The organism is Candidatus Photodesmus blepharonis, assembly GCF_000731795.2.
Taxonomy (GTDB): domain Bacteria; phylum Pseudomonadota; class Gammaproteobacteria; order Enterobacterales; family Vibrionaceae; genus Vibrio; species Vibrio blepharonis.
Window position 1 is genome coordinate 1 of sequence record NZ_JGVK01000008.1, and the last position, 19,400, is coordinate 19,400.

A 19,400-nucleotide genomic window follows, 5' to 3' on the forward strand; every position below is an offset into this window, starting at 1 on the left:
AAAATTTAAAGCAAAAATAGTAAGATATGAAGTCAAAAGGGTACGGTAAATACACGAAATTTGTTTGTAATAGATTAATGACATACTTAAAATAAGGTGGTAGATCAATAATGACAGCGACTTTTTTACTAATATAGTTTTTGCTCATTTTGGTACTATTGCCGATCGCCTGTCACGCTTCGAAAACAAAGGAGCTTTGAACCGATGATGAATGTATTTGCTACTGTAGTTGATGTTAAACCTGATGCTTCAGGATATAGTGTGGAAGTTAGTTGTAAGAGGCAAATCGCTTGTATTTCTTGCACTTCAGAACAAAATTGCACAGTTGGTGTTATGGTAAAAGATGCAGGTGACAAACTTATTCGATGGAAACTAAGTACTCCACAAGCTCTTCAAAAAGGACAAATTATTGAGATTGTTTTTCCACAAAAAATCTTGCTTCAATTTGAAATGATTGTGTATTTTATTCCGCTAGTTTCGTTAATGATTGGTGCCCTATTGGGAGAATCGTTTCTTGATCCATTGTTTAAAGAAAAAGAAATAGGTAGCATGTTATGTTCGATATTATTTAGTTGGTTTGGTGTTAAGCTAGCGAAGCATTTTGTTTCTATTTTTGAAAAATCTTATCAGAAAAAAATTGTTTTACGTAGGATTTTGATTTAAATGATAAATTTGTGGTGCGAATCCTTTAGGAATTGGATAGAATGCACAACCAGGTGGAAAGTATTTCCAAGTTGTTGCTTTAGTTGCTAACTTCCAACGAGTTTTGTATAAAAAAATTTATGAGACATATTCGTAATTTTTCTATCATAGCCCATATTGATCATGGTAAGTCGACTCTGTCTGATCGCTTAATCCAAGTTTGTGGTGGGTTATCTAGTCGTGAGATGGAAGCTCAAGTTCTTGATTCTATGGATCTAGAACGTGAACGTGGCATTACAATTAAAGCTCGCAGTGTAACATTAGATTACTACGCAAAAAATGGTGAAACCTATCAACTTAACTTTATTGACACTCCTGGACATGTCGATTTTTCTTATGAGGTATCTCGCTCTTTAGCTGCTTGTGAGGGGGCTTTGCTGGTTGTGGATGCAAGTCAAGGTGTTGAAGCGCAAACTATCGCTAATTGTTATACAGCAATTGAAATGGATTTGGAGGTGGTGCCTGTTTTGAACAAAGTGGATCTCTCAGTTGCTGAACCTGAGCGTGTAGCTAGAGAGATCGAAGATATTGTGGGTATTGATGCAGTAGAGGTAGCTTGCTGTTCAGCGAAAACAGGTTTAGGTGTAGAGGGTGTTTTAGAGACTATCGTTAATAAAATTCCGTTTCCGAAAGGTGATCCCGATGCACCGACACAGGCATTGATTATTGATTCTTGGTTTGATAATTACCTAGGTGTTATTTCTTTGGTGCGAATCAAGAATGGTTTTTTGAAAAAAAAAGACAGAATTAGAGTAATGAGTACTCGTCAGGTTTGGAGCGTTGATCGAGTAGGTATTTTTACTCCTAAACAAGTTGATACTGATGTACTAAAAACTGGTGAAGTAGGTTGGGTTATCTGTGGTATTAAAGATATTTTAGGTGCTCCTGTTGGTGATACGTTGACATATGCCAAAGGCGGTAGTGTGGAGTCTTTGCCTGGTTTTCAAAAAGTCAAACCCCAGATTTATGCCGGCTTATTCCCTATTTTATCTGATGATTATGAAAATTTTCGTGACGCATTAGGAAAATTGAGTCTTAACGATGCTTCGCTATTTTATGAACCGGAAAATTCAACGGTGCTTGGTTTTGGTTTTCGTTGTGGTTTCCTTGGTATGCTACATATGGAGGTTGTTCAAGAACGCCTTGAACGTGAATATAGTCTGAATTTAATTACTACAGCACCGACAGTAGTTTACAAAGTTAAAAGAATAGACAACACGCTTGTTTATGTTGATAGCCCTGACAAATTACCACAAGCGAGTGATATTGCATGTATCTACGAACCTATTGCTCGTTGCAGTATTTTAGTTCCAGTTGATTACTTGGGTAATGTAATTGTTTTGTGTGTAGAAAAGCGTGGAATACAAGTAAATATTGTTTACCATGGTAAACAAGTGAGTGCAGTTTATGATATTCCAATGTCAGAAGTGGTATTAGATTTTTTTGATCGTTTGAAATCAACTTCTCGTGGTTATGCATCCTTAGATTATAATTTTTATCGTTTTCAAGAATCAAGAATGGTTCGTATCGATGTGCTTCTTAACGGTAATAAGGTAGATGCGCTTTCGATTATCACTCATAAAGATCATTCTCAGTCTCGTGGACGTTTTTTAGTCGAAAAAATGAAAGAGTTTATTCCTCGTCAAATGTTTGATATTGTGATTCAAGCTGCTATCAGTAATACTATTATTGCACGCTCAACAGTGAAGCAACTACGTAAGAACGTAATCGCAAAATGTTATGGTGGTGATGTTAGCCGTAAGAAAAAATTACTAAAAAAGCAGAAAGAAGGCAAGAAACGCATGAAGCGAATCGGTAATGTGGAGCTTTCAAAGGAGGCTTTTTTAGCAATTCTAGATGTTAGTAAGAGTTAATCTTTATAGTTTTAAAATTGTCTAAGTAACTAGCCGTATAACTATGAGCGCAAGGACCTTCGTTTGTTCTTGTATTTTTTGTTTTTAGTATAAAGAGATACTACAATGGCAAATACATTTTCAATTATTTTAGCCACAATCACCTTACTTACTGGTATTGTTTGGGTACTAGAAAAAATTGTTTGGCGTAAAAAGCGTCTTAAAGCAAAGCCACAGCCTTGGTGGATTGAAAATAGTGTTTCTGTTTTTCCTGTAATGTTATTCGTGCTTGTTTTTCGTTCTTTTTTGTATGAACCATTTCAGATTCCATCCGGATCTATGATGCCCACATTATTGGCTGGAGATTTTATCTTAGTAGAGAAATATACTTATGGTTTAAAGGATCCAGTCTGGCGTAATCAGCTATTGGAAATAGGTAAACCAGAACGTGGTGATGTTGTCGTTTTTAAGTATCCGCCAAAACCTAGTATCGACTATATAAAACGTGTTATTGGAATACCTGGGGATACAGTGAGCTACAATGCTAGAAAAGAATTATGTATTAAGAAGAAAAATCACCATTTTTGTTCTGTAGTCGAGTCATCTGCTTTAAAAGAAAGTGATTTTCTGCAAGAGGGCGTCCTATTGTTGCAGCGCGATGAGAAGTTAGGTGAAATGAAACATCAAATCTTACTTAACCCACTGCGTCGTGATCGTTCTGAAGTTTACCAAGGTTATAGTGGTGTTAATGAGTGGATTGTTCCAAAAGGTCATTATTTTGTTATGGGGGATAATCGTGATAACAGCGCTGACAGCCGTTATTGGGGTTTCGTTCCGGATGCAAATTTGGTGGGCAAGGCGGTTAGTATTTGGATTAGCTTTGAATTTGATCGTAAATCAGATAGTATTTTACCATCTTGGTTTCCAAGTGGCGTGCGTTTTAATCGTATTGGTATCATTAATTAGTTTGAGATTATGAATTAAAAAATTGAGACAGTATGAATTTTTCAGTTACTAAATTGGAAAGAAAAATTGGTTATCAGTTTATTGACCATAAGCTTCTTGATCTAGCACTCACTCATCGCAGTTTTAACTCAAAACATAATGAGCGTCTTGAATTTTTAGGTGATTCAATTTTGAGCTTTGTTATTGCTGATGATCTTTATCATCGTTTTTTAAAAGTGAATGAAGGGGATATGAGTCGCATGCGTGCAACGCTAGTTCGCGGCAATACACTAAGTGAATTAGGTCGTGAATTTGACTTAGAGAATTATCTGAAGTTGGGTTTAGGTGAGCTAAAAAGTGGTGGTTTACAGCGTGATTCCATTTTGGCTGATGCAGTAGAGGCTATTATTGGTGCTGTTTATTTGGATAGCAACATCGACATCGTACGTTCTATTGTCCTTGGTTGGTATCAAACTCGCCTCGCAATAATTAAACCAGGTGTATCTCAAAAAGATCCTAAAACTCGTTTGCAAGAGTATCTCCAAAGTCGTAGGAAGGAGTTACCTGTCTATATAGTTGTTGATATTGAAGGTGAGGCACATAGGCAATATTTTACGGTATCCTGCAATGTAGTAGGAATCGAAAAATCTATAATTGGCAAGGGGAAAAGTCGTCGTAAAGCTGAACAAGTGGCAGCTAAAATTGCCCTGGAACAGTTGTTCAATTTCAGTGCGCTATCAATAAAAGATAATGAGCCGGATGTATAAAATGTATCTGGCATCGAATGATCGAATGAGAGTATTGGAGGAAGAATATTGCGGGTTTATTACGATTGTTGGTGCTCCAAATGTTGGCAAATCGACTTTGTTAAATAAAATATTAGGTCGTAAAGTTTCCATTACTTCATGTAAGCCACAAACTACCCGCCATCGTATTATAGGTATTGATACCAAAGGGAGTCATCAGGCAATTTATGTTGATACTCCAGGATTCTACACTGAAGAAAAATACATGATTAACCGTTTGATGAACTGTGTCGCAAGTTGTTCTCTGAATGGTGTAGACTTGGTATTTTTTTTGACTGACAGCATACGGTGGGGCATTAATGATGAAGTGATTTTAACCAAGTTAAAGAAAACAAGTCTCCCTGTAGTGCTTTGCATTAACAAGGTTGAAAGTATCAGAGATAAGAATCAAGTTATGGAGCACATGAAAGCAATATCGGATAAAATGGAATTTATTGATGTTGTGCCTATTTCAGCAAAACATGGCAACAATGTTGACATACTGCGTAAGCATGCTCAGAAGTTTCTACCCAAGGCTTCACACTATTTTGCTAAAGAACATGTTACGGATCGCTCTCAGAATTTTATGGCATCTGAAATTTTACGTGAAAAACTGATGCGTTTTACAGGCGATGAATTACCGTATTCCCTAACAGTACAAATTGAACGTTTTAACTATGTTCCAAGTACTGATAATTTACACATTCATAGTCTGATTTTGGTTGAACGTAATAGTCACAAGAAGATAATAATAGGTAAAGGTGGAACAAAGATCAAGCTAATTGGTCGTGAGGCCCGTTTTGATATGGAAGCCCTGTTTGGCTGCAGAGTGCACCTTGAAACTTGGGTAAAAGTACAGTTAAATTGGAGGAACGATGAGTGTATGTTGCGTTCGTTAGGTTATTTTGATTATTTGTGAACAATGATTGTTCTTTACAACTTAGAGAGCGATCAGTTCTATCTCATGGTTTGTAGTATGTCTATGTTATAAGGATGTGGACATATGGATAATCGGTTGCAGCGTTGTTTTATTATACATCGACGTGTATATGGTGAATCTAGTTTTATCCTTGATGTATTTAGCGAAGAGAGTGGGCGTGTTACTCTTATCTCGAAGGGATCACGTAGTAAATATTCTAATCTAAGAGGTATATTACAATCTTTTACTCCGTTACTACTTCAGTGGTTTGGTAGTGGCTCTATAAAGACTCTAGCTCAGGCTGAAGCTATTGCTCTTGGCTTGCCCTTGTCTGGCATTGCTCTTTATTCTGCTATGTATGTAAATGAATTGATTGATCGGGTATTGGTACTCGAAGTGGCAATGCCAGCACTTTTTCGTGATTATTTGCATGTGCTGATTGAACTAGCGCAGGCAGACAACCCAGAGCCAGCATTAAGACGTTTTGAATTAGCATTGCTCGCAGAGATGGGTTATGGGGTAGATTTTTTACATTGTGCAGAAAATGGTCATCCTATCGATCCTGAATTAATTTATCGCTATCGAGCAGAGGAAGGATTTGTTCTATCAGTGAGAAGAGATAGTTTGACGTTTTTTGGTCGCGAGCTTGTTCTGTTCAGTAAACGTCAGTTTATTACTAAAGAGGAGTTGAGAGCAGTAAAACGCTTTACGCGTATAGCATTAAAGGCATATCTTGGAAATAAACCGTTCAAAAGCAGAGAGCTGTTTTTTCCAAAAACATCTTTGTCTGAAATTAGGAGTGTTGAAAAATGAATTTAATTCACTTAGGTGTCAACATTGATCATATTGCCACATTACGTAACGTGCGAGGGAACAAGTATCCAGATCTTGTACATGCTGCAGCAATTGCTGAAATGGCTGGTGCTGATAGCATTACTATTCATTTACGTGAAGATCGTCGGCATGTTTTAGACCGCGATGTCCAAATTTTGTCTGAAACGTTGCAAACACAAATGAATTTGGAAATGGCAATGACAGATGAAATGATTAAAATCGCGCTTAACAACAAGCCTGAATATGTATGTTTCGTTCCGGAAAAACGTAAAGAATTAACAACAGAAGGTGGTTTAGATGTTGTTAGACAAGCTAAAAAAGTAAAGACAGCAATCAAAAAATTAAACGCTGCAGGTATTAGAGTATCCTTGTTTATTGATTCGGATCATGATCAAATTGATGCAGCAACATCGTGTGGTGCCTCTTTTATTGAGTTACATACAGGAGCCTATGCTAATGCAAAAAATCCGAAAAATCGACAAGATGAATTAAAAAAAATAGCTGATGGAGCAGCTTATGCAGCCAGTATGGGTATTGCAGTAAATGCTGGACATGGTTTAAATTATTATAATGTTTCTCCAGTTGCTGCTTTACCAGAAATTCATGAATTAAATATCGGTCATTCAATTATAAGTCGTGCTGTATTTGATGGTTTACAGAAGGCTATTGCTGATATGAAAGTTATTATACAATCAGCGCGCAATTAGGGTTTTAAATATGGCTATTGTTGGTTTAGGTACTGATATCGTAGAAATAGAACGCATAGAAAAAGCATTGGATCGTTATGGATCGACTTTTGCGAATCGTATTCTAACAGATTTAGAAACAAAAATTTATGATAAGTCGAAACAGAAAGAATATTTTTTAGCTAAACGTTTTGCGATTAAAGAAGCTGCCTCGAAGGCACTTGGAATGGGTATGGCTTATGGGGTATCTTTTCATGATTTTGGAGTTAGTAATGATAATAACGGCAAACCTATTTTAAGCTTAATGAATAAAGCAGCAGAAACAGCTATCTTGCTTGGTGTTGTTTCTACACACGTTACTATTTCCGATGAACGGCGCTACGCTTTAGCTACTGTTCTTTTTGAATCATGATTAACAATTTAGTTTGTTTTGTTTTAGTTCTTGAAACTAAATTTGATTTAGACACTTTTATACATTTTATTTTTAGATTGACGTGTTGTGGTGCTAATTGTCGAGTGTAGTTTCTATCTGTTAAATTGAGCTAACATTAATGGTAGTTGGCGCAATGATAACTAGGATGTAGAAATGGTTGCGATAAGAAGTGCGCATTTAAATTTCAATCAACAGTTTCATTTAGATCGCTGGATCTCTAGTTTAGAACAGGATAAAGATACTGCTGAATCTTTAAAAGAAGTTTACCGTCATTGCGAAATGCTACTGTTTGGTCATAAGGACTCTGAACTCCTACTTTGGCGTGGTCGTGAAATGATAGAAATTTTGGTTACTTTATCTATGGATAAAGTAACGTTAATTTCTGCTCAATTGTTTCCTCTTGCTTCAAGCGGTGAGTTTGATAGAGAAGTATTTAAAAAAAAATATGGAAAAGAGATTGCTAGATTAATTGACGGTGTTGAAAAGATGGCAGTCATTGGTCAGCTTGATGTGATACTTAAGGGTACTGAAGCCTCCAGACAGGTTGACAGTGTACGTCGTATGTTGTTGGCAATGGTTGAAGATTTTCGTTGTGTAATAATCAAGTTAGCTGAGCGTATTGCTAATTTACTGGAAGTGAAAGAAGCGGAAGATAACGTTCGCCAAACAGCTTCAAAGGAATGTGCTAACATCTATGCGCCATTAGCAAATCGTTTAGGTATCGGACAACTTCAATGGGAAATCGAAGACTATGTATTTCGCTACCAGCATCCTGATATATATAAATTAATTGCAGAGCAGTTATCGGAGCGTCGTATCGTTCGTGAAGAGTATATTAAAAACTTTGTTGGTGATCTTATAGCTGAAATGATCATTTCTCATATTAATGTAGAAGTAAGCGGTCGAGCTAAGCATATATACAGTATTTGGCGAAAAATGCAAAAAAAAGGTCTAGATTTTGATGAATTGTTTGATGTTCAAGCGGTACGCGTTATTGCTGAAAAATTGCAAGATTGTTATGCTGCGTTAGGTGTAGTTCATACTAAATATGAATATTTACCTGGCGAATTTGATGATTATATCGCGAATCCTAAGCCAAATGGTTATCAATCCATTCATACTGTTGTTTTAGGTCCGAAAAATAAAACCATTGAAATTCAGATTCGTACAAAAGATATGCATGAAAATTCAGAATTAGGTGTTGCTGCGCATTGGAAATACAAGGAAGGTAGTACTGGTACTAACGATTATGATAAGAAGATTGCTTGGTTACGCAAATTGTTAGATTGGCAGGAAGAAATGCTAGATTCGGATGAGATACTTGGGCAATTGCGTGGTCAGGTTTTTGATGATCGTATTTATGCTTTTACACCAAAAGGTGATGTGATTGATTTGCCTATGGGATCAACACCTTTAGATTTTGCTTACTATGTTCATTCTGAAGTAGGCCATCGTTGTATTGGAGCTAAAGTTAATGGTCGTATTGCAGCATTTCCTCAAAAACTGAAGATGGGTGATCAAGTTGAAATTATTACTCAGAAAGAGTCTAATCCCTCTTATGACTGGTTAAATCCCGCTACTGCATTTGTTTATTCCACTCGTGCTCGTAAAAAAATTAGTTCTTGGTTTCGTAAGCAAAGCAATGAGAAAAATATTGAAGTTGGCCGTGAGATTTTAGAAGATAAATTAGTAAAAATTGGTGCGACTTTAAAGCAGGCAGAGGATTATGCTTTAAGATATTTAAATCTAAACACTCTCAGTGAATTATATTTTGGTGTAGGTAGTGGCGCTTTACGGATCAATCAAATTGTTAATCATATTAATGCGTCAATAAATAAACTTACCATCGTAGAAAGGAGTTGGCGTGTATCAGAAAAATTAAAAGAATCTAAAAATAGGGTTGCGCAAAAACAACTAAGGGCTGATGCTATTGTGGTTAATGGTGTAAATGATTTGATGATTTATCTAGCGCGCTGTTGTCAGCCAATACCTGGTGAGAGGATTAAAGGTTATATTACTCAAGGTCGCGGTATTTCAGTTCACTCTGATGATTGTGCACAATTAGCAGAACTTAGTTTTCATGTTCCTAAACGTATTATTGACACAGCATGGGGTAATGGTTTTATTGGTTTTCGTATCTTAACGATTCGTATCGAGGCGTTAAAACGGAGAGGTTTACTTAAGGATGTGATAGCATCACTCGCTTATGAAAAAATTCAAGTGACTAGTGTGGCGAGCTATTCTGATTATAAAGAGGATCAATTTTTGCTGATGGATTTTGATTTAGGAATAGCTGATATTGAAGTTTTTCTGCGTATTTGTAAAAGGATCAAGCAGATAAAGGGTGTAATGTCAGTGAAGCGAATGAGTTAATTTTTGTGTTTAATTCTCTGGTTTTTAAAAAAATTATTTTTATGATTTGAGTACTAATCTTTCGTCTATAAACGCAGCAGCAGTTTCTTCTTTTAATAGGGTATTTTGTATTGTAGGTTAGAATTATGACAACAAATTATATTTTTGTGAGTGGTGGAGTTGTATCTTCTTTGGGCAAGGGTATCGCAGCAGGATCTCTTGCAGCTATTTTGGAAGCTCGTACTCTTAAGGTGACTATGATTAAGCTCGATCCTTACATTAATGTTGATCCAGGTACCATGAATCCAACCCAACATGGTGAAGTTTTTGTTACAGAAGACGGCGCTGAGACTGATTTGGATCTTGGTCATTATGAGCGTTTTATTCGTACTAAGATGACTAGGCATAACAATTTTACCGCTGGTTGTGTTTATGCTGACGTTTTACGTAAAGAGCGTCGTGGTGATTACTTGGGAGCGACTGTTCAGGTGATACCTCATATAACGAACTCGATTAAAGATCGCGTAGTCGCAGGTTCTCAAGGTCATGATATAGCTATTATTGAAATTGGGGGTACAGTTGGAGATATCGAATCTCTACCTTTCATGGAAGCAATTCGTCAGTTAGCAGTTGAGTTGGGTCGCGAGCGTACTATGTTTATGCACTTAACTTTAGTTCCTTATCTTCAGGTAGTAGGAGAAATTAAAACTAAACCGACTCAGCATTCTGTGAAGGAATTATTGTCTATTGGTATTCAACCAGATATTTTAGTTTGTCGTTCAGATCGTATTATTCCATCGAATGAGCGTAAGAAGATTGCGCTTTTTTGTAATGTGCAAGAGAAGGCAGTAATTTCAATAAAGGATGTGGACTCGATTTATAAGATTCCTCAATTAATTAAAGCTCAACATCTTGATGACTTAGTGTGTCATCGATTTGGTATTGATGCACCTGAAGCTGATCTCTCTGAATGGGAGCAGGTAATTTACGAAGAAGCTAATCCTACAGGAGAAGTAATTGTTGGTGTAGTTGGAAAGTATACTGAATTGCCAGATGCATATAAATCCATAAATGAGGCCTTAAAACATGGAGGGCTAAAGAATCGTTTAAGCGTAAAAATTCAGTATATTGATGCTCAGGATGTAGAAAATAGGGGTGTTGAAATCCTTAAGTCTTTAGATGCTATTCTAGTGCCTGGTGGTTTTGGACACCGTGGTGTAGAAGGTAAAATTCGCACAGCACAGTATGCACGTGAAAATAGGGTACCTTATTTAGGTATTTGCTTAGGAATGCAGGTTGCGTTAATTGAATATGCACGCAATGTTGTGGGTATGGAAGGCGCTCACTCGACAGAGTTTAATAAAGAAACGCGATATCCTGTAATAGGTTTAATAAAGGAATGGACAAACTGTGAAGGAAAAGTCGAAGAACGTACTGAGAACTCCAATCTTGGAGGAACTATGCGTCTTGGTTTACAGGCTTGTCATTTAGAAAAAGGTACCAAAACTTACGAATTATATCGTAATGCCACAATTTATGAACGTCATCGCCATCGTTATGAAGTGAATAATAATCTGCGTTCCAAGCTTGAAAATGCTGGTTTGAAGGTATCTGGTTTATCTGAAGATAAGAAATTAGTAGAAGTAATTGAAAATCCAGTTCATCCTTGGTTCATAGCTGCTCAGTTTCACCCAGAGTTTACTTCTACACCTCGTGATGGTCATCCATTGTTTTCTAGTTTTATTAAAATGGCAGGAGAGTTGCAGCGCGACGACTTTAAGAAATAAATCAAGCAGCGTTTTTAACTTTATTTTTTATGTTACATATTTGTTGATAAGGAAAGTTTCAATGTCTAAAATTGTGAAAGTTTTTGGACGTGAAATCATTGATTCACGTGGTAATCCAACTGTAGAAGCTGAGGTACACTTAGAAGGTGGTTTTGTAGGTATGGCTTCTGTTCCATCTGGTGCATCAACCGGCTCTCGTGAAGCAATTGAATTACGTGATGGTGGTAAGCGTTTTTTAGGCAAGGGAGTTCTGAATGCCGTTAAGTCCATAAATGGTCCTATTGCTAAGGCTTTACTTGGTAAGGATGCTAGAGTTCAGATAAGTATTGATCAAATTATGATTGATCTTGATAATACTGAAAATAAATCTCAGTTTGGTGCTAATGCTATTTTAGCAATCTCCCTAGCAAATGCTAAAGCTGCTGCAGCCGCTAAAGGTATGCCTCTATATGAGCATATTGCTGAATTGAATGGTACCCCCGGCCAATTTTCTATGCCTTTAGCTATGATGAATGTTATCAACGGTGGTGAACATGCAGATAATAATATAGATATTCAAGAATTTATGATCCAACCCGTTGGTGCTAGTTCCTTTAAAGAAAGTCTGCGTATTGGCTCTGAAGTATTTCATCACTTGGCTAAAGTTCTTAAATCTCAGGGCTTGAATACAACAGTTGGCGACGAAGGTGGTTTTGCTCCTAACTTACAGTCCAACGCTGATGCTTTATCTATAATCGAAGAAGCTGTAGAATCTGCGGGTTATATGTTGAGTAAGGATATTACTTTCGCTATAGATTGCGCAGCATCTGAATTTTATAACAAAGATGTCGGCAATTATAACATGAAAGGAGAAGGTAAAGTTTTTACTTCTAAAGAGTTGAATTACTATCTAGTTGATTTAGTGAATCGATATCCTATAGTGTCCATTGAAGATGCTTTTGATGAGTCCGATTGGGATGGCTTTAAGTATCAAACTGAATTATTAGGTGACAAACTTCAGATAGTTGGTGATGATCTGTTTGTTACTAACACAAAGATTCTTGCTCAGGGTATTGAGAGAGGAGTAGCTAATTCTATCCTTATTAAGTTAAATCAAATAGGTTCTCTAACTGAAACTATAGCTACGATTCAGATGGCTAAAGATGCATCTTATACAACTGTTATTTCTCATCGCTCCGGGGAAACTGAAGATTCAACTATTGCTGATTTAGCAGTGGGTACTGCTGCTGGTCAGATTAAGACTGGTTCTATGAGCCGTTCAGAGCGTATTGCTAAATATAATCGACTTATCCGTATTGAGGAAGCTTTAGGCGCAACTGTTGTTTATAATGGTCTCAAAGAAGTTAAAGGTCAGAACTGATCTTTGAGATTATGCGCAGTTCTTTAGGAGTTTGTAAAAAAGTATCTTCATCACGAAGGTACTTTTAGGTAATTTGTTTCGTGGCTCTGTTATTTAGAGAATGGGTTCTCGGTTATTGCTCGAATGCGCTGTTTTTCTATTTTAGTGCGAATCTCTTTTCCTTTAAAAGTACTTGAAATAATAGGTTCTATATCAACTGATGAGGCTGCTTGATAAGCTGATTCAAAGATGTTGCGCTGTTGGTATGATTTGTCTTGGAAATTAACTTGGCCTTCGTAGTGATCTGCCTGGCAACAAAGCAGAACTTGCTGTAAGCGTTCTGGTTTTCGCCATACATCCAGTTCGTTGAGAATTTGTAATTTAGTTAATGAGCTTAATGTTTCAGCTCTATGTATATTAATGCGCTGCGTCCATATTATAACGGCCAATTCTTTAAATGCATTAGGTATTTTGATTCGCTTTGAAAATTGCTCAATAAGGTTTCCAACGTAATAGCACTTTTCTTCATCAAAGTATTCGTTTTCTAGAATAGTATTTCTTCCCAAATTTTGTATTTGGGCAGCAAATCTTAGTGGAGCTGATGTGGAAAGTGATGCAATAGCTCTAGCAATTTCTAAAGTACCGGTTTGTTGTTTAGATTGCCGCATATGAAACTCTGGAAAAATTTCTTTCAGAGCGTTGCACTGTTCTAAAATAGATAAAAACACGGTAGGATCTTGAGTTTTTAGCGATTTATGCCATTCTTGCCAAACTCTTTCTGGTGTCAAGTACTTTAACTCACCTGATTGACTAATGTAATTCATTATCTCAAGAGTTTCAGGATGTATACTAAAGGATAGGTGTGCTAATTTAGCAGCAAAACGAGCGACTCTTAAGACCCTTAGAGGATCTTCAGAAAATGCAGGGGATACATGGCGTAAAATACGTTTGTTTAGATCTCGCTGTCCGTTGTATGGATCAATGATCTTTCCAGCATTATTTTTTGCTATGGCGTTGATTGTTAAGTCGCGACGCAATAAGTCTTCTTCTAATGTGACATCACTTTTAAAATAGGATCTAAAACCGGTATGGCCTGGTTCTGTTTTTTTTTCTGTTCTAGCAAGAGCATACTCTTGTTTGTTTTCAGGGTGTAGAAATACAGGAAACCTCTTTCCAACAGCAGTAAAGCCTTGATCAAGCATTTCTGCTTCTGAACTGCCGACTACTACCCAATCTTTATCTTGGACTTTGATATTCAACAATTGGTCGCGTACGGCTCCACCAACTAAATATGTTTGCACTTTCTGTTCTCATATTAAATTTTAATCGCTGAATCTTTTGCTTTAGATTTTAGTTTTCGCATTTTCAGAGACAAAGCGAATGGTACTAAAACTATAATAAAAGTTAAAGGAAGTAGGATAGTTTTTTTATCATACTAAAGAATAAGATCATTAATGAGGTTACTTGTTCGTGTTTATTTTATCAGTTTTGATAGGAAATAGCGCTCGCCTGTCGTTATATTTTTTGTTCTAATAATTTTTCAGTTCTTTCGACAAGTTCTTTAAGACCAAGTTCTTTATATGCTTGTAATTGAATTTTTAGAGATTGGCTAGCTATTTTAAAGTTTGGGTACTCTCGTTGTACCTTTTGAGCACGATTGATTGCCGCTATCCAAGCATGACGCTTCAAGTAGAAACGTGCTACTGCCAAATCGTGTTCTGCTAAACGATTTCTAAGTGTAGATATATATTTCTGAGATTGTAAAACGTAGGGACTATTCGGGTAATGTTTTAACAATTGATCGAAGTCATGAAGCGCTGATTTTGCCGGTTCAGGATCTCTATCATTACGATTAACATCGAAGAAATTGTGTATAAGGTTACTATCTCTTGCCATATTTGTTAATCCTCGTATATATAGGATCTTATCCATTTTTTCGTGAGATGGATTTAATTTAACGAAACGTTCGATTGTAGCTAAAGTGAGAGCTGAGTCGTTATTTTTGTAATATGCATATATCAGGTCTAGTTGCATTTGTTTTGAATATGGGGAGAATGGGTAGTGAGTATCTAATGTTTCTAGTTTTTTAATAGCACCTAACCAATTTCTACTTTGGATAAAGTTCTGTGCTTCGAAGTAGAGTGCAGACGGTGTTGTATTAGAGATTGTTTCCTTATTTTTTAAGCAACCAAATAATGGAAGTAATATGAATAAACCTAATAAAATTCTGTATTTCATTTCAGAAGCAATTTCCTTTTCGAATGTTTTTCAAACTTTTTATTATTACTGATAACTAAGTGTGACAAGTGGCATTTTTCCACAGTATTGAGTATTAGTCTCATATTTTTTTAAAAAAAATTTATATGGTTTAATAAATTGAAATTAATAGGCGTAGTAAAAAATAACCAGTTAGGTCAGCGATTAGATCAAACAGCAGCGCAGTTGTTTGCTAATTTTTCTCGTTCGCGTCTGAAAAAGTGGCTTTTAGATGGAAAGGTTCAAATTAATGGTTCAGTAGTAACCAAACCTCGTACCAAGGTTGTAAACGGAGAAGTAATTACAGTTCAGGTTGAATTTGAAGATAAGTTGTCTTATCAAGCTCAAGAGATACCGCTTAATATCATATATGAAGATGATGATCTCTTAATAATAGATAAACCGCGTGACTTTGTAGTTCATCCTGGCGCAGGAGTTTCTAATGGAACGATGCTTAATGCATTACTGCACTATTATCCAGATATAATTAAAGTTCCGCGCGCAGGTATAATTCATCGTTTAGATAAAAACACTACTGGTCTTTTGGTTGTAGCTAAAAACATGTTAGCCCACTCGTATCTTACTCAGGCATTGCAAAGACGAAACATCACTCGTGAATATGAGGCTATTGCAGTAGGTAGAGTAGTCTCCAGCGGCAAAATTGAAGGAGCAATTTCTCGTCATTCAATTAAACGCACATTAATGGCGATCAATCCAATGGGCAAGTACGCTGTGACACACTATCGAGTCGTTGAACATTTTCGAGAATATACACGCGTTTTCTTGCGTTTGGAAACAGGACGTACTCACCAAATTCGTGTTCATATGTCCTATTTACAGCATCCTTTGTTAGGTGATATAGCTTATGGTGCTAAAATTCGAATGCCTCAAGGTGTTTCTCAAGAGTTATCTGAAATGATTCGTAGTTTCGATCGTCAGGCTTTGCATGCTCGCATGCTTACATTACAGCATCCTACAACAAAAGAAGTACTCAAATTTTATGCACCTTTACCTAGCGACATTTCCTCGATAGTAAAGGCCTTTCGTGAAGATGTAAAACTTAATTGTTCAGAAGTAAAATGTAAATGAGTTTTATCATTCCTCATTGGCAGGCTCCTAAGAATATTAAAGCTATATCATCAACGAGAATTGGTGGTTTTTCTCATGATTTATATGCAGGGTTAAACATTAGTACTCATGTTGGAGACGATTTGATTGCAGTCAATAAAAATCGAAAATGGTTAGTAGAAGCGGCTAATATGCCATCAGTACCAGTTTGGCTAAAACAAACTCATTCAGTTCATGTTGAAGAAATTTTTTATCCAGTTAATTACATAGTTGAGTCTGATGGCGCTTTTACTAAATGTGTTAATACGGTGTGCTCGATTTTGACAGCTGACTGTTTGCCTATCTTGCTTACTAATATCCAAGGTACTCAGGTTGCTGCTCTGCACGCAGGTTGGAGAGGACTCGCTCGTGGTATCGTCGAAAATGGAGTAAATAAATTTGATGGAGAAATCATTGCATGGCTTGGCCCCGCTATAGGTCATTCCGTTTTTGAAGTAGGTGAGTGCGTAGTACAAGAATTTTTAAATTCTAGTCTTGATGTTTACAAAGCATTTAAATATCGGAAATGTACGAATAAGTGGTTGGTTGATATAACTTTATTAGCGAAGAAGTTATTAAATCAAGCTGGTGTAGTGAAAATAACTAGCAGTGGCTTATGTACCTATAGTAATAAAATATTTTATTCCTATCGACGCGATGGTATTACGGGACGACAAGGGTCTTTTATTTGGATTGAAGATTAGACATATTTAAAAGAGTTTCATTAGGAGAATATATATGCGTCTTGATAGATTTACGAATAAGTTTCAAACTGCTATTTCCGATGCACAAACATTGACATTGAGTCGTGCTCATCAATATATGGAGCCAATACATCTGATGGTTGCATTGCTTGACCAAACAAATAGTTCTATTCGTCCATTAGTTGTCATGCTTGGCATTGATGTAACTCAAGTGAGATCGAAATTAAGTGAGCTCTTAGAGGAATTACCTAAAACAAGTGGCGTCAGAAATAATGCTCAGCTCTCTATAAAAATGGGAAAATTGTTTAATTTATGTGACGAAATAGCACGAAAACGTCACGATTCTTACATATCATGCGAAATTTTTTTGCTTGCTGGAATCAAAGATCAAGGGGTTCTCGGTACTTTGTTAAGGGAGAGTAACTTAACTGAGAAAAGGCTTTTAGAAGTCATTGAAAAAAATCGTGGAGATCAAAAGATTACTGATCCAAATGCTGAAGAGTTCAAACAGTCTTTAGAAAGATTTACTATTGATTTAACTGAACGTGCTGCACAAGGCAAACTTGATCCAGTTATTGGAAGAAATGATGAAATTCGCCGAACTATTCAAGTTCTTCAACGCAGAACGAAAAATAATCCAGTTATTATCGGTGAACCAGGTATAGGAAAAACTGCAATTGTTGAAGGTTTAGCACAGCGTATTGTTAACAATGAAGTACCGGAGGGGTTGCTGGAAAAGAGAGTTCTTTCACTCGATATAGGGGCTATTATTGCTGGTGCTAAGTATCGAGGTGAATTTGAAGAGCGCTTAAAATCAATGCTTAATGAACTTGTTAAAGAAGGAAATATTATACTCTTTATCGATGAGTTGCACGTTGTGGTTGGAGCTGGTAAAGGAGAAGGTTCCATGAATGCTGGAAATATGCTCAAACCTGCATTAGCTCGTGGTGAGCTACATTGTGTTGGTGCAACGACTTTGGATGAATATCGTCATTATATTGAAAAAGATCTCGCATTGGAACGGCGTTTTCAAAAAGTTTTAGTAAATGAGCCAACAATTGAAGATACTGTAGCCATACTCCGCGGTTTGAAGGAACGTTACGAGTTACACCATCATGTTGAAATTACGGATCCTGCTATTGTAGCTGCAGCAGCTTTATCACATCGTTATATTTCAGATAGACGATTACCAGATAAAGCTATTGACTTGATAGATGAGGCAGCGTCAAGTATTCGGATGCAAATGGATTCTAAACCTGAATCTTTAGACAAACTTGAACGTAAGATCGTACAACTTAAGATCGAGCAACAAGCTTTAAGAAATGAACGTGATGACGCTAGCAATAAGCGTTTGCAGATTATTGAGTTAGAGGTAGAAGAGAAAGAAAAAGATTTTGTAAAACTTGAAGAAATATGGAATGCAGAGAAAGCGGTATTATCCGGAACTCAACATATTAAAGGAAAACTAGAACAAGTTCGAATAGATATGGATTTTGCGCGTCGAGCAGGTGATCTAAATCGAATGTCAGAACTGCAGTACGGGCGTGTTCCTGAATTGGAAAAACAATTAGATATCGCCGTTCAAGCCGAAAAGCAAGAAATGAGTCTTTTACGTAATAAGGTAACTGATAATGAGATTGCAGAAATACTCTCTAAACAGACAGGCATTCCTGTGTTTAAAATGTTAGAAGCAGAAAAAGAGAAACTTTTACATATGGAAGATGTATTATCTCAACAGGTGATTGGTCAAAATGAAGCTGTAACAGTGGTTTCTAATGCAATTCGACGTAGTCGGTCTGGTTTATCTGATCCAAATAAGCCTATTGGATCTTTTTTATTTTTAGGGCCTACAGGTGTAGGTAAAACGGAGCTTTGTAAGACATTAGCAAATTTTATGTTTGATAGCCCAGATGCAATAGCTCGTATTGACATGTCAGAGTTTATGGAGAAGCATGCTGTTTCTCGTTTAGTCGGAGCTCCTCCAGGGTATATTGGTTATGAAGAGGGAGGGTATTTGACAGAGTCTGTACGACGAAAACCTTATTCTGTTGTACTATTAGACGAGGTAGAAAAGGCACATCCAGACGTATTTAACATTTTATTACAGGTTCTTGATGACGGCCGTTTAACTGACGGACAAGGTCGTACCGTTGATTTTCGTAATACCGTCATAATTATGACATCTAACTTAGGTTCTGAACGCATTCAAGAAAATGTTTCAAATCTAGAGTACAAGAAAATTAAGAATGAAGTTATGAGTGTAGTAAATCAACATTTTCGTCCAGAATTTTTAAACAGATTAGAGGAAAACATTGTATTTAATCCTTTAAATCAAGATAACATAAAATTAATTGCAAATATTCAGTTAAAACTTTTAGGAAAAAGGATGGGAGAAAATGGATATGAACTTAAAGTATCGGATGAAGCGTTAGATTTAATTTCACAAATTGGTTTTGATCCGTTATTTGGTGCAAGACCACTAAAAAGAGCAATACAACAAAATATCGAAAATCAGTTAGCGAAAGAAATCCTTGCAGATAAGCTAGAGTCAAATAAAGAAGTGCAGCTGTTAGTTAATAAAAATAAGATTATCATTCAGCAATGAAAGTAAGCGGAGAAAGGTAACTGAAAGATTAATGGGATTATTATTAGTAATGATTTCAATCCAAATGTTTCTGGATGGGGTAAAAAGTTATGT

At 36.4% G+C, this 19,400-nt stretch carries 16 protein-coding genes and 1 pseudogene; 15 read left to right on the top strand and 2 right to left on the bottom strand.

From position 1 onward, the window contains the following. Positions 1-204: 204 nt before the first annotated feature. From CF67_RS01500 to eno, 11 genes are all read left to right on the top strand, one after another. On the top strand, positions 205-663 hold the full coding sequence (locus CF67_RS01500) for a SoxR reducing system RseC family protein (RefSeq protein WP_034413486.1): 459 nt from the start codon (positions 205-207) through the stop codon (positions 661-663). A 119-nt stretch (positions 664-782) separates the two neighbouring features. Then, on the top strand, positions 783-2,576 hold the full coding sequence (lepA, locus tag CF67_RS01505) for a translation elongation factor 4 (protein ID WP_034413488.1): 1,794 nt from the start codon (positions 783-785) through the stop codon (positions 2,574-2,576). 105 nt (positions 2,577-2,681) lie between these two features. Beyond that, complete coding sequence (gene lepB, locus CF67_RS01510) at positions 2,682-3,521, top strand: signal peptidase I (protein WP_034413490.1); 840 nt, start codon at positions 2,682-2,684, stop codon at positions 3,519-3,521. A 32-nt stretch (positions 3,522-3,553) separates the two neighbouring features. Beyond that, complete coding sequence (rnc, locus tag CF67_RS01515; RefSeq protein WP_052538024.1) at positions 3,554-4,267, top strand: ribonuclease III; 714 nt, start codon at positions 3,554-3,556, stop codon at positions 4,265-4,267. 1 nt (position 4,268) lies between these two features. Continuing rightward, positions 4,269-5,204 (top strand): GTPase Era, encoded by a 936-nt coding sequence (era, locus tag CF67_RS01520; RefSeq protein WP_052538026.1) that lies wholly within the window; start codon positions 4,269-4,271, stop codon positions 5,202-5,204. 84 nt (positions 5,205-5,288) lie between these two features. Continuing rightward, complete coding sequence (gene recO, locus CF67_RS01525; RefSeq protein ID WP_034413494.1) at positions 5,289-6,017, top strand: DNA repair protein RecO; 729 nt, start codon at positions 5,289-5,291, stop codon at positions 6,015-6,017. Then, a complete protein-coding gene (pdxJ, locus tag CF67_RS01530) occupies positions 6,014-6,745 on the top strand; it encodes a pyridoxine 5'-phosphate synthase (RefSeq protein ID WP_034413496.1) in 732 nt (243 codons plus the stop codon). The genes recO and pdxJ overlap by 4 nt, the downstream gene beginning before the upstream one ends. 10 nt (positions 6,746-6,755) lie before the next feature. Further along, positions 6,756-7,136: a holo-ACP synthase gene (gene acpS, locus CF67_RS01535; RefSeq protein WP_034413499.1), complete on the top strand. Its 381-nt coding sequence runs from the start codon at positions 6,756-6,758 to the stop codon at positions 7,134-7,136. 174 nt (positions 7,137-7,310) lie between these two features. Beyond that, positions 7,311-9,530 (top strand): GTP diphosphokinase, encoded by a 2,220-nt coding sequence (gene relA / locus CF67_RS01540; RefSeq protein WP_034413501.1) that lies wholly within the window; start codon positions 7,311-7,313, stop codon positions 9,528-9,530. Between the two features lie 125 nt (positions 9,531-9,655). Next, on the top strand, positions 9,656-11,296 hold the full coding sequence (locus CF67_RS01545; protein WP_034413504.1) for a CTP synthase: 1,641 nt from the start codon (positions 9,656-9,658) through the stop codon (positions 11,294-11,296). A gap of 61 nt (positions 11,297-11,357) precedes the next feature. Next, positions 11,358-12,656: a phosphopyruvate hydratase gene (eno, locus tag CF67_RS01550; RefSeq protein WP_034413506.1), complete on the top strand. Its 1,299-nt coding sequence runs from the start codon at positions 11,358-11,360 to the stop codon at positions 12,654-12,656. Between the two features lie 89 nt (positions 12,657-12,745). Here eno and CF67_RS01555 read toward each other — a convergent pair whose 3' ends face one another. Both CF67_RS01555 and bamD read right to left on the bottom strand, forming a co-directional pair. Continuing rightward, a complete protein-coding gene (locus tag CF67_RS01555; RefSeq protein ID WP_034413508.1) occupies positions 12,746-13,936 on the bottom strand; it encodes a multifunctional CCA addition/repair protein in 1,191 nt (396 codons plus the stop codon). 214 nt (positions 13,937-14,150) lie between these two features. Then, on the bottom strand, positions 14,151-14,873 hold the full coding sequence (bamD, locus tag CF67_RS01560) for an outer membrane protein assembly factor BamD (RefSeq protein WP_034413510.1): 723 nt from the start codon (positions 14,871-14,873) through the stop codon (positions 14,151-14,153). A 123-nt stretch (positions 14,874-14,996) separates the two neighbouring features. Between bamD and rluD the strand changes: the two genes are divergently transcribed. From rluD to CF67_RS01580, 4 genes and pseudogenes are all read left to right on the top strand, one after another. Continuing rightward, on the top strand, positions 14,997-15,980 hold the full coding sequence (rluD, locus tag CF67_RS01565; RefSeq protein ID WP_034413512.1) for a 23S rRNA pseudouridine(1911/1915/1917) synthase RluD: 984 nt from the start codon (positions 14,997-14,999) through the stop codon (positions 15,978-15,980). Beyond that, positions 15,977-16,702 (top strand): peptidoglycan editing factor PgeF, encoded by a 726-nt coding sequence (gene pgeF, locus CF67_RS01570; RefSeq protein ID WP_034413515.1) that lies wholly within the window; start codon positions 15,977-15,979, stop codon positions 16,700-16,702. The genes rluD and pgeF overlap by 4 nt, the downstream gene beginning before the upstream one ends. A 34-nt stretch (positions 16,703-16,736) precedes the next feature. After that, positions 16,737-19,307 (top strand): ATP-dependent chaperone ClpB, encoded by a 2,571-nt coding sequence (gene clpB / locus CF67_RS01575; RefSeq protein ID WP_034413518.1) that lies wholly within the window; start codon positions 16,737-16,739, stop codon positions 19,305-19,307. Positions 19,308-19,320: 13 nt separating this feature from the next. Further along, positions 19,321-19,400: pseudogene (locus tag CF67_RS01580) on the top strand (MarC family protein); the annotation flags it as partial.